The sequence below is a fragment of the Clostridium gasigenes genome, assembly GCF_017348895.1.
Taxonomy (GTDB): domain Bacteria; phylum Bacillota; class Clostridia; order Clostridiales; family Clostridiaceae; genus Clostridium; species Clostridium gasigenes.
Genome location: NZ_CP071376.1, coordinates 3,839,710 through 3,856,559 on the forward strand (window position 1 = coordinate 3,839,710; position 16,850 = coordinate 3,856,559).

Below are 16,850 nucleotides of genomic sequence, written 5' to 3' on the forward strand. Positions count from 1 at the left end.
CTGGAGCATATACTATAAGTGCCATAATAACACCCGTCCATATCCCAGTTGCTAGAATAAAATTTCTAAGTATTTTGCCTTCTATAATTAGCACCTCCCACTGTAAATTAATTTTACAAATAATTTAATTTTTAATAATTCTAATTTTTTATTAATCTTTCTATTGTATTGTCGACACTTTCTATAATAGCAAATCTATTTTTAAATATATTAAAATTATAATATTCATATAAATCTTTTGCTAACATATTACCATTATTAAAAGTTGTATTTGTATTTTCTGGAATAATAAGCTTAAATCCATATTCAAAAGCTACTTTAACAGTAGTATCAATACAATATTCTGTTTGCATACCTGTGATTATTAACTTGTTTATTCCTCTACTATCTAGATACTCTTTTAATGTTGTATTTCTAAAAGCAGAATTATAATTTTTATTTATTACCTTCTCCCCATTAATTGGAGCTACTTCTTTATAAATCTGCCATCCATCACAGTTTGGTTCTAATTCTCCACCAATTTCATCACTATGTTGAATATAAATTACTTCCACTTCATTCTCTCTACTTATTTGCACTAATTTTTTAATATTACTTATAACCGCTTCTCTGTTATAAGGTCCTCCTAATACTAATGCATTTTGTACATCTACAACTAAAAGTGCTATATTTTCCATACATTCATCCCCTTTACTATCTTATACCTTAATATTTAAACTCATTGTACTTGTTTGTATTTTTCTAAATACTCCTCTGTACTTTTTACTTCTGCAAAATTTGTTAAAGCAGAAATAAATGTCAGATGTACATTCTTAGCCGAAAGAGTGTTGCCTAAAATTAACAATTTTATTGTACCACAGCCATCATTAATTAGTATATGGCTAAAATTTAGTTCTTTAGCTTTTCGAGTTGTTTCAATAAAATATCTATGCAGATATTTCAAATATTAAACTAATAAAAAAGGCTACTAACACTTTAACGTTAGTAGCCTTCTACAATAAATTATACTAAATATCAAATTTATTAATTGTTAATACGGCTTTTTCTTTTTCTTAAAGTAACCACTCCTACTCCAACAAATAATAATCCAATAATTATTATATTTTCAGTATTATTCCCACCAGTTTTAGGTAGTATTACTCCATCAGCATTAGTAATCTTTTCTGCAACTATAAATTTACTGAAATGAGGTGTTTTAAATGTAACTTCATTCCCATTTATTGTTGTTTCTAAAATTTCAAATGTCTTTGTTTCTTCATTATAGTAAAATACTGCTAATTTATCCTTATTAAGACCTTTTAAATCTTCATCTGAAAGCTTCAATGTCACTGATGCCATTCCAGCCTTAAATGTATGAATACTAACAATATTATCACCATTTTTTACTCCTATAGTGAATTCAAATACCTTTTTAACAGCTTTCATTCCCTTTGTTAAATCACTGTTCTCATTAACTTTCATTTCAAAAATAATACTTGAACCTTCTGTTATTAATGATTTGTCAATTAATTCAAATGGTATTAATATAACACTATCTCCATTTTTAATTTCAAAACTTCCTATACCATTTTTAATTGCTTCAATATCTTTAATTTCTAATCTTATTTCATTTGATGGTTCTTTTATAGAAATCTCATTTTTCCCATTAGGATTTTCAATTTTTTCAATAATTGTTCTCCCATTACTTTCCGGGATTTTAGCGTCCTCTTTTTCTTTTACTTCTGATGGTGGTGCTACCTCTTCTTTTGCTTTTACAGTAACTATAACTGGCTTAGTTGTTATGGCACCTTTACTGTCACTAACTTGGTAAACTACTTTGTACTCCCCTTCCTTTGTAGTGTCTACTTGATTTTCAACTACTTTAATGTTCTTAGTTAAATCTCCATCCTCATAGTCACTTGCAGTTACATTTTTAAGTGGATCAAATGTATCTCCAACTGTTATTGCTACATCACTTGCAGCTATTGTTGGTATTCTATTTATTAAAGTCCACTTAGGATTTACAGTAATTTCACATGTTGTTTTAAAATCACCATCTTTTGTAGTAACTGTAATAGTAGCTTTTCCCGATGAAACTGCTACAACTTTACCATTTCCATCTACTTTCGCTACTTTTTCATCACTTGATTTCCAAGTAACATTTTTATTAGTTGCATTTTCAGGTAATACTGTTGCCTTTAATTCTAAGCTTTCATTTACCTTTATAGTTTCTGAAGTTTTATCTAACGAAACTCCAGTTACTTTTACATCTGTCGGTGGCGTTACTTCTTCATTATTTACTATAATTTCTGAAGTAGCTTTAAAATCACCATCCTTAGTTGTAACTGTAATAGTAGCTTTTCCTGATGAAACTGCTACAACTTTACCATTTTCATCTACTTTTGCTATTTTTTCATCACTTGATATCCAAGTAACATTTTTATTAGTTGCATTTTCAGGTAATACTGTTGCCTTTAATTCTAAACTTTCATTTACCTTTATAGTTTCTGAAGTTTTATCTAATGAAACTCCGGTTACAATTACATCTGTTGGTGGAGTTACTCCTCCCCCTGTATAAGTTATACTCATATTTATTGTTTTTGTAGCTTGACCCGCTCTACCTTGATCTGTGTACCAAGGTAACTCTAATGTTTCTTTAGTAGGTTCAACGTGTATTTTAAAGTTATTTACTCCTGGTTTTAATTTAATACCATTAACTAATATATTTCCATACTGGTCCATTGCATTTGGATATAGCTTGTTTAAATCTTCATCATTAATTGTGCATGCAACTCCGAATGGAACTTTAGCTTTTAAAGTAAAGTCTTCTTTATCTGTTGTATATTCAATATTATCTCCATAAGATATTCTTGGCATCGAAATCATCATTGGCATATCTCCCCAACGAAGAATATAGTCATCAATAACCATAGAATTTCCACCTTGATTTTTAACTGTTAAATTCATATTTGTATCCGTTGAGCTATATGCCCAGTTACCATAATCTTCAGTATCGTCAGCTTTTCTATTATGACTTGAAAAAGCTTCTGTTCCCCATGAACCTCTAGTATATTTGTACTGTATTGATTTTCCGGCCATCATTTTAAATTTATACTCAACTACATCACGACTTGTAGCTCCACTTGGAACTGTAAGCTTTCCACCACTTGCATTCCAACCATTAAGATCTCCTGCAATAAAGATATCATCTGTAGCTGGAGTGTAATTTGGTATGTGTAAGTTTAAAGTTACATCAACCATAACAAGTTTTGGTGTCACTTCTTTTACTACTGAGTATTCTCTATTATAAGCTTTATCATAAGCAGAAACTTTATAGCTATAATTATTATCATTATTTATTGTATAATCAATAAATTCCTTTGAAGTTGAATCTAAAGTTGCAACTTTAACAAAACTGTTACCATCTGCACTACGATAGACTTCAATTCCAGCTATTTCATCCCCACCTAAATTCCACTCTAGTTTAACTCTATTTGATTCTACTAGTATATCCTTTAAGACTGGTGCTAAAGGTGCTACTGTATCCTTTCCATCTGCAATAACTTTCATTGAAACTTCATCTGAAAGCTTATAACTATCTCCTGTATTTGTAGTTGCCTTTGCAAAATACTTATATATTCCTACTTCTGTTGGTTCAAAACTTCCGTAATAAACCTTTTTACCATCACTTGTATCTTCTTTATATCTTAATTTTATACTTGTTGCATTATCAACTGAAGTTCCATCTTTATAATATGATAATTTTGCTTCCATATTAGGAACTTCAATTCCTGCATATTTTGAATCATCGGTTAATCCTGGAACTGAAATTATTACTTGTACTTCTTCAGTCTTATTACCTACTCCAATAGTTAAATCTTTTACTGTATTAGGTGTACTTACTGCTTCAATATTAAATGAAGGTAATACAGTTATAGAATCACTAAAATCACTTTCACTATCCCCTTTAACTGCTGTAATATAGTAATAATATCTAGTTCCATTTACTACATCTGTATCTTTAAATGAATTTTTAGTAGTTTCTCCAACCTTTTCTGATTTTTCTACTTCCAGATTAGTTCTATATACATTATATTTAGTTGCTTCATTTACCTTATTCCAAGTTAAATCAACTTGTCCTTTAGATGATTCTGCCTTTAAGCCATCTACTTTGTCTATTTTAACAATTTTATTGCTTGAAACCATCATAAATGCTGTTTCTGCTGGTATTGTTATAGTTACTTTTCCATCAATAACTTTTGCTTTAACATCTCCGTATAGTTCATCCTTTAAATTTAATCCATTAGGTAAGAATCCAGTAACATCTGCTACTATTGTCTTTTCCTTATCAGATTGATTTAAAACTAATAAACCACCTTTTGAGTCACTCTTTCTAGCATATGCAATAACACTATCTTTTGAATATGCAGTTTTTATATCACCTGTTGCAAAAATATCAAGATTCTTATTTCTTATCTCTGTAGATTTCTTATAGACATCAAATAACTCTTTATATCTTCCATTTGCTGAGTAATCCCCATTGCTTTCCTTTAATCTTTCCCAAGGGAAAGTTCTTCTAGAATCTGGGTCTTTAGTTCCTGTAACTCCTACTTCATCACCATAATAAATAGTTGGCGCTCCTGGATATCCCATTTGGAATATAGCAGTTAAAGCTTGTAACTTAAGCGCCTTATCTGATGCATCTGGTGCAATTTTTGTATTTTCCTCGTCCCATGTAGGGTTATCAATTTTAGTTAAATTACGAATTGTATCATGAGAATCAACAAGGTTTAACATTGCTTCCCAAGCTTCTTTCGGATAATTTTCTCTTATAATTTCTAAAGCATTATTAAAATCTTCTGCCTTACCATTTATTATATAATTTTGAATTGCTCCTCTAAATTGATAATTCATAACTGAATCAAATTGATCTCCAAGTAAATATTTAGTTGCTACTCCCCATTCTTCTCCTAATATTACAGGATTGTCAATTTGTTTGCCATTAACATCTAATCTTCCTTCTGTAGACTTAACAGCGTCTCTAAATTTCTTCCATGTATCAGTTGAAACATCTGGTGCACAATCTAATCTCCAACCGCTTGATCCCATCCACATCCATCTTTGAGAGTTTGCAAATTGCATTTGTTTATTTGCATCAGAATCACTTAATCCATTTAAATCATAGCCTATTATATTTTCTCTAAAATTTATATTATTCCATTCATGTTGACCTGAAATAGCTAAACTATCTCCAATTTGAGGTTCTCTAGCTTCCATTACTGGTAATGAATCATAACCCCACCAACCTTCATATTTATAATGTTGATCTTTTGGATCAATAGTTATTCCATCCTTATCTCTTGTTACCAATTGATTTTCAACTTTAAACCAAGTTGTAAATTCAAAATCTTGTGGATATGAATATTTCTTACCAGTTACAGGATTATTAAGTGATGTAAAGTAATCTCTAACTTCCTTTTCTGCCTTATCTTGTAACATACCATCATTAACCTTATCCCAAACTCTCTTCCAATACTCATAAGCTCCTATTTCAGGATACTTTTCATATCTATCAAAATAAATGGAATCATCTCCAACATGATTAAATACTCCATCTGCAATTAATTTAATTCCTTTTTTATCTGAAGCCTTCGTAAATGCTTGATAAATTCTATCTGAGGCTGCTCTAGTCTTTTCATAATTTAATCCTGATGTTGCATCACCTGCTTTATTGTACACAGGTTGTCCAAACATAGGATCTAATGACTTAAAATCTGTTGCATCATACTTGTGATTTGATGCTCCCCAAGATACAGGGTTTAAATAAATAGCCGAAACCCCAATTGATTTTAAATAATCAAGTTTTTGTTCTATCCCTTGAATATCTCCACCATAAAACTCATTAGTCCAAATATTATCTGTTTTTGAATTTGGATAATATGGTTTATTTTCTGGTGTCGAATGTCTTGGATTTTCTGGATAATCACTCCAACTTCCCCATACTTGTGATGCTGCTGGATCTTTATCTACTCCACCATCAAAATATTGCATTTGATATGATTTTAAACTACCATCTAGTCCAATAAATCCACGTACACCATCTACAAGTTTTGCTCTATTATTATCTTTATTACCATCAAAAAATCTATCTGGGAAAATTTGATATACTATTGAATTTTTCATCCAATCTGGAGTTTTATAATCTTTAGCATATACAGTTAAATTATAAGGCAATGCACCTTCCTCAGTTGCAGAACCTGTTCCTCCACTTATCCCATCATCACCATACTCCATTTTTGTTTTACCATCAACAAGTATAAACTTATATCCCCATACGCCTATAGATGATAGCTCATCTTTAGAAATATAAACTTCATAATAATCTATCTCTCCAATAGTTGTTGCTTTTCTCATTTCATAGCTTTTTGCTACGCCCTTGCCATCTATTAATTCAAGCTTTGCAACTTGAACATCATCCTTAGCAACACCTATTCTTAATGTTAAATCTTCTGACTCTTCTTTTATTGCTCCAAAAGGTTTCTTATAAGTAACACTTCTTGAATCGAATTTTATTGCTGACTTATTAATTAACCCATCGTATTCTCCTTCAACTGGTTTATAATTATGTCTTAATATTTTGTCACCTGCATAATCAATTGAAAAAACAACATCTGCTGGGTCTACTGTATTTAATGCTAAATTAGCATCAGCAGCTCCATAATTTTCGTCCCAATTTCCTCCAAAAGTTACCTTTGCTTCATATTTTCCAACTGGAATATTTCTTTGAATCTTATAAAGACTTCCATCAAAATTATAATCTACAAATATTTGCTTAGCGGTATTTGGTGACCATGCTTCTTCTCCAAATACTTTTTGAATGTCACCAACTAATCTAGGCCATTTTGCAATATCTAGTTTTGGAGTATACTGAGTAATCCCTTCAACTCCTGCAATATTTATTCTTACTTCATTTTTGACTTCATTTACATAAAAGTTCACTTTTGTCTTTTCAGCTAAAGTAAGTTTAAAGTTGTCCCCACCCTTACTGACTCCATCCCAAGTTCCATTTTTAACAAATTTAAATTCATAGTCTCCAGCGTCAAGAACTGTAGAATATTCATAAAATCCATCTACTAAATGCTTTAATTGTGTATCAGCATTAGTATTATTCCACCCTTGAAAACTACCTGCTATATACCATTTACTTTTTCCACCAGGTTGTGCTATAAGTTCATCTGCTTTAATAATTTCATCAACTTTAACAATTTTATTTACAAGATTAATTGTTTTAGTTAAAGTTTTATCCCCTTTTATTGCAGAAACTACAATTGGCAAACTTTTTATGCCCTCTGGTACTGCTGTAATCTTAGCTTTTAAAAGTCCACCTTCACTAATTTCAACTTTATCATTATTGTCAACTGTCCACTTAACATCCTGTGCTTCTTCTGTTTTTCCGTCATCTTTTAACATAACAGCTTTAAGTTGCAACGTTTGTCCAACTTCTAAATCTGAAGATATACTATCAATTTTATAATATCCAGGTGTTATAAGTACCGGGTTACCATTTGTTGCTTTTATAGTATTTAAAGAATCTCCCTTCCAAACTCCACTTTTATAAAAGGCATTAAATCCATATTCTTGAGACCCAACCTTACTTGGAGTTGGTAATGTAATAGACCATATATTTTTATCATTAACAATAGCATCTTTATCCGCCCAATCAGTAAATTCACCTTTAAGTATTACCTTATCTTCTGTACCATCTCCTTGATAATTAAAAGTAACAGTACCATCCGAATTAATTACTGGACTTTTTAATAAGCTTTCTGCACTAACTACTTTAGCTTTAATAGGTACTAAAGTTAGACAGAAGAATATTACAGTGAAAATACTTAATTGAGACCGGTACTTAATCACTCCTTTTCTCCTCATAAAATCCCCTCCTTTTTTATTTTAGGAAACGTTTCCATTTTAGTGCTTGCAGTTTTACTTAATCAACTTTAACAACTACTAATATTAGAACTTCCCCGTTATTATTATATATTATCCCCCATACGGTTGTATACATGTTTTGGTATCTTTGTATTTAATTACAATAAAGGTTTCTAAATTTGTAATTATTCAAATAAAAGTAACTCATTAGAATTATATCTTGTTTGAGTTAAATAAAAAAATACAATTTTCATTATAATCCTTCTAATATTACTTTTAAATTTTCTTTTACAGAATCTAAATTATTTTTATTCTCAAGTTCTTTACATGTCCATACAAATTTATCATCTATATATCTTGGGAATACATGCATATGATAATGTCCAAAATCAGTAAATATACCTCCATTTTGCATAATTGTATATCCATCAGGATTAAATGCTTTTTTTATAACTTTAATAAGTGTTATAGTTAGTTTTGTAATTCTTAGTAAAGTCTCATCATCTAACTCATCAACATCATGGTAGTGTTTTTAGGTACTATCAATACATGTCCTTCATTTATTGGGTCTATATCTAAAAAATAACAAACAAGTTCATCTTCATAAATAATGTTTGAAGGCGCTTCTTTATTTACTATTTTGCGAAACATACAGTCTTTATTTTCTATCCTTATTTCTCCCTTTTTGTACATACTCAATATAAAATTATTACAAATTAATTATAACATATTTTGTAAATATCACATTGTTGAATTTTTAAATACCATTTTATAGAGATAGTCTTAATAGTGTACCCTATCATTGAATTACGAACTAAAAAAATACCGCATATTCATTTTTGAATAATACGGTATTTTAATTTAATTATGCGCAGTTAATTTTTCATTTATTAAAATATGAATCTTCTACATCTTCTACATCTTCTACATCTTCTACATCTTCTACAACATCTATTACATCCAAAGTTGAATACGTCAAATCCAAAACACATATTAATCACCTTCTTCTTTTGTGTACTATAATATATTCATGAAATTACATAATTGTGCGTTAATATGCATTTATTTTTTATTACATTCCTATTTTAACTCCATGTAATTGTAATTACTTTTCGTACCGTACTATTCAATTTTCAAAAAACCTAATTTACTCTCTAATTCGCAATATCTACATACTCTTCATTTTCCTTGAATTGAGAAGGAAAAAACGCCTCATATTCATTTGAATAATACGGTATTTCTATAGGTATGTTTTTTCATTTTAAATTTTCACACTTTTCTTTTATAAATATTTTAAAACCATTAACTTTCCCTTCACCTAAGCAATTTTTAAATATAATAATAAACTGATTGGCTTTTGTAAAAATAACATATACATTAGGTGTCTCCACAAATCTTACAAATATATTATATTTCATATGGCCTTTTGCTGCTGTGTCTAAATTATTTACTATCGCACCTACCTCATCAAAATATACTTTGTACTTAGTTTCCATTTTACCAATAGTTTCTTCCATTCGGTGCATAACTGTTCTATAAAACTTATTGATAGCATAAAAATATTCTGCAATAAAAAATACCAGCTGCCAAAAAGAAAATAACGGCCGATACTATACTTATAAAAATATTTATTAATCCTAATAGAGCACATATAATAACCATTATTTTAATAAAACTCTTTAATTTAGATGGTACTAAATAATTTTTTAATTCCTTTAACAGTTCATCGTTGATTATTCCAGTAGTTTCAAACATATAAAATCCTCTCCTTTTTTAAAATTACTAATTAATTCATAATATAATGCAACTAAGGTTTATCAATATACAAATTATACCATTTTTTTGTAGTTAGTTAAATAATTCTATATACAGTATTATTCAGTTTTCAAAGAACAATTTTTCCATTTATTATTCTATCTCTCACTATAAAATATGCAGCAATTTAACTTTCTAAAAATTATTTAAAATTTATTTTCCTTATCAATTTATCTTTTTAAATTGATTTATTCTGTCTAAAAGACTATATATTTATATATATTAAATTATAAGTTGTATTATTATCCTTAAATCTTTCAACACACCTCCTTTTAACTCCCAACATACCCTATTACATAAAAAAACTATAACTCCTAGATGATAAGATAATTGTCGTAGGTGATAAGAATATTATTCTTCACCTTTATTTAACCTACCAAATCCTTAAGTTTTACTTTTTATAAAAATAGATATGGCAGTTACTATATTCAGTAACTGCCATATCTATTTGCTCTATCTAAATTCACTTTAATTAAACAATTAAAATAAATTTATTTATTAGCATATATCTTAACTATATTTAATATTACCTCAACTGCTTTTTCCATAGACTCTACTGGTATATATTCATATTTACCATGGAAGTTTTCTCCCCCAGTAAATATATTTGGTGTAGGTAATCCCATGTAAGAAAGTCTTGCTCCATCTGTTCCGCCTCTAATAGGTTTTATTTTAGGAACTACATCAGCATCTTCCATTGCTCTTTTAGCCACTTCAACTATATGCATAACTGGCTCAATTTTTTCTTTCATATTTTTATATTGTTCCTTTATGATTACATTAACAATTCCTACTCCGTACTTTTCATTTAATTGTTTTTCTATTTCTTTAAATTGAGATTTTCTTTTTTCAAATGTATCTTCAAAAAAGTCTCTAACTATAAAGTGTAGAGTAGTATTTTCTACTGATCCTTTTATATCTGAAAGATGTGAGAAACCTTCATATTTCTCTGTTTTCTCTGGCACTTCATTTATTGGAAGCATATTTATAAATTCATGAGCTACCATAATAGAGTTTATCATTTTATTTTTTGCATGACCCGGATGAACATTAACACCTTTAATTTCAATATTTACTCCAGCTGCATTGAAATTTTCATACTCAAGCTCTCCTACTTCTCCACCATCTAAAGTATATGCAAAGTCAGCACCAAATCCTTCAACATCAAAATGGTCTGCACCTTCTCCAATCTCCTCATCTGGTGTAAATCCAATTTTAATAGTTCCATGTTCTATTTCTGGATTATTAACTAAGTAATTAATAGCTGTCATAATTTCTGCTATTCCAGCTTTATCATCTGCACCTAAAAGAGTATTTCCATCTGTAGTTATAAGTGTCTTACCTATATATTTTTTTAATTCAGGTGAGAATTTTGATGATAATGTTACATTTTCATTTAATTTTATATCTTCACCATTATAGTTTTTAACTATTTGAGGGTTTACATTTGTTCCACAATAATCTGGTGCTGTATCCATATGTGCTATAAACCCTATAGTTGGTATTTCCTTATTACAATTTTTCTCTAAAGATGCATAAACATATCCATGTTCACTTATCTTTGCATTCTTAATACCCATTTCTTTAAGCTCATTGCAAAGTATTTCTGCTAATTTTAATTGTCCCTTTGTGCTAGGCGTTACCTTAGTATTTTCATCTGCTTTAGTATCAACCTTAATATATTCTAAAAATCTTTCTTCTACCTTTTTCATAATTTCACACTCCATTTTTAATATATTAAATTTACTGTAATATAACTATTTCTATTATACCCTAAATTTATGAAAAACTAAAAACACATATTCTAAAAAAGATAATTCTCCTTCACCCCTTATTATACTATTAAATTCATTTTTTAAATTAATATCTATAACAGCTATATATATTAATCTTTATAAACACCTTTTAACAATTTTATTTCCTCTGCATGACCTTCAACTTCATTTGGTGTTTCAAGGAAAAATGGTAAATGTCGTAGTTTAGGATGATTTATAATTCTAGTAATAGCTTCAATTCCAATAAATCCTTCTCCAATTATCTCATGTCTATCTTTATGACTTTCAAATGGATTTTTACTATCATTTAAATGTATTGCACGTAATTTATCTAGCCCAATTATTCTATCAAACTCGTCTAATACACCATCTAAATTGTTAACTATATCATATCCTGCATCATAAACATGACATGTATCAAGACATACTCCCATATGATCTTTTAGTTCCACTCTACTAATTATTTCTGCTATTTCTTCAAATTTTCTACCAACCTCTGTACCTTTACCTGCCATAGTTTCTAATAATATAGTTGTTGTTTGCTCTGCTTTAATAACAGTGTTAAGCATTTCTACAATATAGTTAATTCCAACTTCAACCCCTTGTTTAACATGACTACCTGGGTGAAAATTATAAAAACTATTTGGTAAATATTCCATTCTCACTAAATCATCAATCATCATTCCTAGTGCAAATTCCCTAGTTTTTTCATCTGCGGAACAACCGTTTAATGTATACGGTGCATGAGCTAATAATGTTGCAAAATTATTGTTTTTTGTTATTTCTAAAAGAGCTGCCACATCTTTTTCATCTATTGCCTTTGCTTTTCCACCTCTTGGATTACGTGTGAAGAATTGAAAAGTATTAGCACCAATTTTAAGTGCTTCCTTTCCCATATTTTCAAATCCCTTAGTTATTGATAAATGACATCCTATATTTAACATTATTGTATCCTCCAATTTGTATTAGGGCTTGTAAAATAAATAATATACCCATATACCCTAAATCTATTCTTAATTTATTATTCCTATTATTTTTTGATATAACTCTTAATTTTTGATATAATTCTTAATAGGTAATTAATTTGCATTTAATTAAAATAATACTATAATATAATTAGGTTATGCAATGAATAATTTTTATTATTTAAAAATTTTTATTATATTAAACTTTTAAAATAAGGAGCGATACATTATGGAAAATTTATTTGATAAACTACCAGAAGCTAAAGATTTATTAGTAAAAAGAAATGCTAATAAGGAATCTCAGATGACAGAGCAATCAGAATTAATTATGAAAGAAATAGGAACTCTTACTAGTGAAGATAGCCTAGTTCTAAACTTCCCTATAATTAGTGAATTAAGAAGTATGTTATATAAAAAAGGTTATACAGTTAGAGTCCATGGTAATGAAAGCACTATAACTATAAGAGATCCAAAGGAAGATATGAAGGATGAATGGGCTAGCTATGATTGTGGTAATTAGCCATTTTTAGACTGAATTTATAAATATAATTTTGAATTATAAAAGCCTTCACCGAAATGTGAAGGCTTTTATTTTTTATTCTTTTTTAATTTACTCAGAATAGCAAATAATAGGTATTCCATCCTCAATATTTTCAAATATCTTTTTTGCTAAATATTCTGGAGCATTTACACATCCATGAGTTCCACTTTCCTTATATATATTACCTCCAAAGGAATATCTCCAACTTGCATCATGAATACCAATATTGCCATTAAAAGGCATCCAATACTTAACTTTAGAGCTATAATTTTCACCTTCTAAAGTTGCATTTTTTTGTTTATAATTCAACATATAAGTACCCAAGCTCGTTTTAAATCCTTTACTTATATCGCCTGTAACAATATCTCCTTCAGCAACAATTTTGCCATTTTTATAAAACCATAAATATTGCCTATTTATACTAATTTCTACATAGGTATCTCCTATATCATTCTCGCCCTTAGATACTGCACTTTGTAAATATAATGGTTCTTTAGTTATCTCTTCTCCATTTCTTATATTTTCAATTAAGGCTTCAACTTCGGCTGGTGTATTAATCTTCCATCCGTAATAGCCCCCGTGTACTTGTATTTCATTTCCATAAGAAGTCTTAAAATCTCTAGTTTTACCAACTGTATTATATTTAGTAGCTAATGTACCTACATACTCCTTTACCTTTTTTTCATCAATCATTACATCTAAATCTTCATTAATATTAATCCAATTATTTATTGTAGAACTATCTACAATGTCCTCTTCTTCATCAAATGTGTATATAATTTCTGATGAGTTATATTTATCAAGTATCTCTTTAGCTTTTATGGCTTCTTTTGAACTAGAAATATATTTAGGGTTTTCATAGCAATTTATTGCTTCTAAATCAAGGATTATTTCCCCATAAGTAATTGCATTTTCTACATTCTTATATAAAACTTCTTCATTAATTTTGTTTCCATAAACTTCATCTATCATTGTATATGCCCCATCTCCATATTTAAAGCTTACACTTTTAGGATCAACTATATTTCCACCATTAATACAAGAAAGATTTAATAACTTCTCTCGTAATAGTTCTTCATCATACAAACTTATTTCTGGAACCTTATAATAAGTTTTAGTAACAAGTCCAAACATCCATTCAAATTCATTCTGTTTTTCTTTTATATGTTGAATTGTACTATCTGAATTGTATTTTAAACCAATATCATTTACTAAAATTTCTTCCGTAACACCTCCTCGTTCTTTTAACTCTAATTTATACCCATTAATTTCATTAGCTATTTTTTCACTTGCTTTGTTAATAGTTTTCCCAGAAACATTAACACCATTTATTATAGTTCCAAAATTGAAATGCTTTATAAAATATATTGATCCCCCCACATATACAAGTATTAAAACACAAATTACAATTATAATATCTCCAACAACTTTATTAGGTTTAATTTCTTTCATACTATTTTATTCCTTCCTCATAACTCTTCTTAGTAGCTAGTACTCTATCTATACTATGTAGCTAGATTAACATTTAAAACTTATACTAATGTTTTTTATAAAATTTATAGATATAAAAAATAAGCAAAATATCTACCTTAGTAAATTTCTTGCTTATTAAAATACTTTATGCCTAATAAAAATAACCTCCAATTTTACAATTGAAGGTTATACTGTACTGTTGAATTTTATTGATTACTATAATAGCAAAATCAAATTTGTCTATTATTTTTTTGAAAGCAACTTATATTAAGTTATCTTCTTTTAATAATTTAAATAGTGTTGGTTTTAAATTAAATTGATTCATTAAATTATTAACTTCTTCTAATGATTTTTTCTTTTGTTCTTTAGATATATTATCTTTTGATGCCCTAATTAATAGGTTTTTAGGTGAATGTGCTATATCTATAAATTCTAGAAGCTGAGTTTTATAGCCCATACTCTCTAAAAGGTTAGCTCTAACTGTATCTGTCATAAGTGCTGCAATTCTTTCTTTCACTATCCCATATTTAGTTAATATAGATAATGAATCTGTTTCTATTTGCTTATTAAATTCATGTTGACAACAAGGTACAGAGAAAATCATTTTACTATTCCATTTTATAGCATTATATAAAGCATAATCTGTAGCTGTATCACAAGCATGTAATGTAATTACCATGTCAACATTGTTATTATATTTAAATCCATTTATATCTCCAAGTTCAAAATGTAAATTTTCATACTTATAACGTTTTGCTATATCATTGCATTTTTTAATTACGTCTTCTTTAAGATCAAGCCCTATCATTTTAACCTTAAGCTTTTTAATTTCTACAAAATAATAATATAGAACAAATGTTAAATAAGACTTTCCACAACCAAAATCTAATATTGTAAGTTCTTCTAAACCACTTTTTTTAACTTCATCGTCAATCATTTCTACAAATCTATTTATTTGCTTATACTTATCATATTTTGAATTAATTATTTTTCCTTCCTTTGTAAAAACACCTAAATCTATAAGAGGTTGTATTATAGTACCCTCTTTAAGCATATAATTTTTTTCTTTATTATGTTCTTTATTAACAAGTTTTATATTATCTTCTTTTTTCTTACTTAAAAGAAGTTTACCTTTTTTAGATATCTTAACTTCAAATGTATCGCTCTTTGACCAAGCCGAAACCTGCTTATAATTTCCGCATACATATTCTAAAACTTTTTCTTCTAATTTATCTATATCTATATTTTCATGAAAAACCTGCTTCTCAGTATATTTTTCAACTTGATAATATTCTTTTTCCTTATTTTCTTTAAGTACAAAGGTTATTTTATTATATGTAACATCTTTATTCATTTTATTGCTAAGAACTATCTTTATAATATCTTCTTTTATAATTTCATTAATTACCTTTTTTAAATCTTCCATTTAAACACACCTTCTTATTTATTTTTACATTAGTTAATATCTTCATCATCTACTGATTTAGTATTATTAGTTATCCATTTTCTCTTTCCATATACCATTATAGCACTACTTTCATTAATATTTTTTTCGCTAGTAAAATCATCATCTATTTTCTTTTCTATATTGTTACTAATATTATATAATTCCACTAATTTCTCTTTATAATATACAGGGTAAATAATATTAGCCTGTATTACTATAGTATTTTTTTTAGGAGCTTTGAAACTATATGTATAATCGGATATATTATATTCAAATTTATATTTATCCTCATTAGGAAAATACGCCTTATTTTTTGCCGAATTATTTTCTACTATAATGGAATTATTATTATAAATAAATATATTATTACTATAATATATTGAATCATAAATCCCTATCATTATGCCTATTGCAATTATTGTCCAAAATATACAACCATATATTGATTTAAAATCCATTAAATTATTAATAGTCATAGGAATCAGATAGCTTCCACATATCCATGGTGATACATTTTGATTTCCTGCAAAAAACACTGTTTTATCCTTATTTAATGTTTCAATTAATTCTCTTAATAAAGGTTTATCGCCTTCTTTTACATTTACAAACCTGCATACTTTAACCTTTTTCCCATATAGTATTTTTATAGTATACTCATCATTCATATACGCTGCTCTAATTTTCTTTAATTCAAGAGTTCGCTTACCAAAAAATCTGTAAAATATAATTTTGTCCTCTGTTAATTCAATATACTTCTTATCGAAATGATTATTTATTACCATAAAATTTATCCTCCTACTCTTCCTAGTAATTACAGAAACTCATTGCCGCCTGTTATCACTCTGTTTCATGAATTTAACTTTTTATCATTTTCCCCATAGTTGTTTACATTTTAAAGAAACCTAAATCTTCTGTATTTTAGC

Annotated in this window: 11 protein-coding genes and 1 pseudogene; 1 reads left to right on the forward strand and 11 read right to left on the reverse strand. The window is 28.1% G+C overall.

Features of this window, described 5'->3' with window-relative positions; translation table 11 throughout:
- Nucleotides 1-140: 140 nt before the first annotated feature.
- The 8 genes and pseudogenes from J1C67_RS18040 to J1C67_RS18075 all read right to left on the reverse strand — a co-directional run bounded on the left by J1C67_RS18040 (nt 141) and on the right by J1C67_RS18075 (nt 12,445).
- Nucleotides 141-677: a cysteine hydrolase family protein gene (locus J1C67_RS18040; RefSeq protein ID WP_167865436.1), complete on the reverse strand. Its 537-nt coding sequence runs from the start codon at nt 675-677 to the stop codon at nt 141-143.
- A 41-nt stretch (nt 678-718) separates the two neighbouring features.
- Nucleotides 719-943, reverse strand: a complete 225-nt coding sequence (locus J1C67_RS18045; RefSeq protein WP_167865435.1) for a cysteine hydrolase family protein — start codon at nt 941-943, stop codon at nt 719-721.
- A gap of 80 nt (nt 944-1,023) precedes the next feature.
- A complete protein-coding gene (locus tag J1C67_RS18050) occupies nt 1,024-7,911 on the reverse strand; it encodes an Ig-like domain-containing protein (protein WP_167865434.1) in 6,888 nt (2,295 codons plus the stop codon).
- A 253-nt stretch (nt 7,912-8,164) separates the two neighbouring features.
- Nucleotides 8,165-8,604: pseudogene (locus tag J1C67_RS19945) on the reverse strand (HIT family protein).
- Between the two features lie 563 nt (nt 8,605-9,167).
- On the reverse strand, nt 9,168-9,428 hold the full coding sequence (locus J1C67_RS18060; RefSeq protein ID WP_167865431.1) for a YcxB family protein: 261 nt from the start codon (nt 9,426-9,428) through the stop codon (nt 9,168-9,170).
- A gap of 25 nt (nt 9,429-9,453) precedes the next feature.
- On the reverse strand, nt 9,454-9,666 hold the full coding sequence (locus tag J1C67_RS18065; protein ID WP_167865430.1) for a hypothetical protein: 213 nt from the start codon (nt 9,664-9,666) through the stop codon (nt 9,454-9,456).
- Between the two features lie 551 nt (nt 9,667-10,217).
- Entirely contained in the window at nt 10,218-11,438 is a 1,221-nt protein-coding gene (gene pepT, locus J1C67_RS18070; protein ID WP_167865429.1) for a peptidase T, read from the reverse strand.
- Between the two features lie 173 nt (nt 11,439-11,611).
- A complete protein-coding gene (locus J1C67_RS18075) occupies nt 11,612-12,445 on the reverse strand; it encodes a deoxyribonuclease IV (RefSeq protein WP_167865428.1) in 834 nt (277 codons plus the stop codon).
- A gap of 250 nt (nt 12,446-12,695) precedes the next feature.
- Between J1C67_RS18075 and J1C67_RS18080 the strand changes: the two genes are divergently transcribed.
- Nucleotides 12,696-12,986 carry a hypothetical protein gene (locus tag J1C67_RS18080; protein WP_089971660.1) on the forward strand — a complete coding sequence of 97 codons (291 nt, stop codon included), beginning with the start codon at nt 12,696-12,698 and terminating at the stop codon, nt 12,984-12,986.
- Nucleotides 12,987-13,076: 90 nt separating this feature from the next.
- Here J1C67_RS18080 and J1C67_RS18085 read toward each other — a convergent pair whose 3' ends face one another.
- The 3 genes from J1C67_RS18085 to J1C67_RS18095 form a co-directional block, all read right to left on the reverse strand.
- Nucleotides 13,077-14,459 carry a L,D-transpeptidase family protein gene (locus J1C67_RS18085; protein ID WP_167865427.1) on the reverse strand — a complete coding sequence of 461 codons (1,383 nt, stop codon included), beginning with the start codon at nt 14,457-14,459 and terminating at the stop codon, nt 13,077-13,079.
- A 283-nt stretch (nt 14,460-14,742) separates the two neighbouring features.
- The gene (locus tag J1C67_RS18090) at nt 14,743-15,906 is read right to left on the reverse strand and encodes a class I SAM-dependent methyltransferase (protein ID WP_167865426.1); all 1,164 of its coding nucleotides are present in this window, start codon (nt 15,904-15,906) and stop codon (nt 14,743-14,745) included.
- Between the two features lie 29 nt (nt 15,907-15,935).
- Nucleotides 15,936-16,709, reverse strand: coding sequence for a hypothetical protein (locus J1C67_RS18095; protein ID WP_167865425.1), 774 nt, complete (start codon nt 16,707-16,709; stop codon nt 15,936-15,938).
- Between the last annotated feature and the right edge of the window lie 141 nt (nt 16,710-16,850).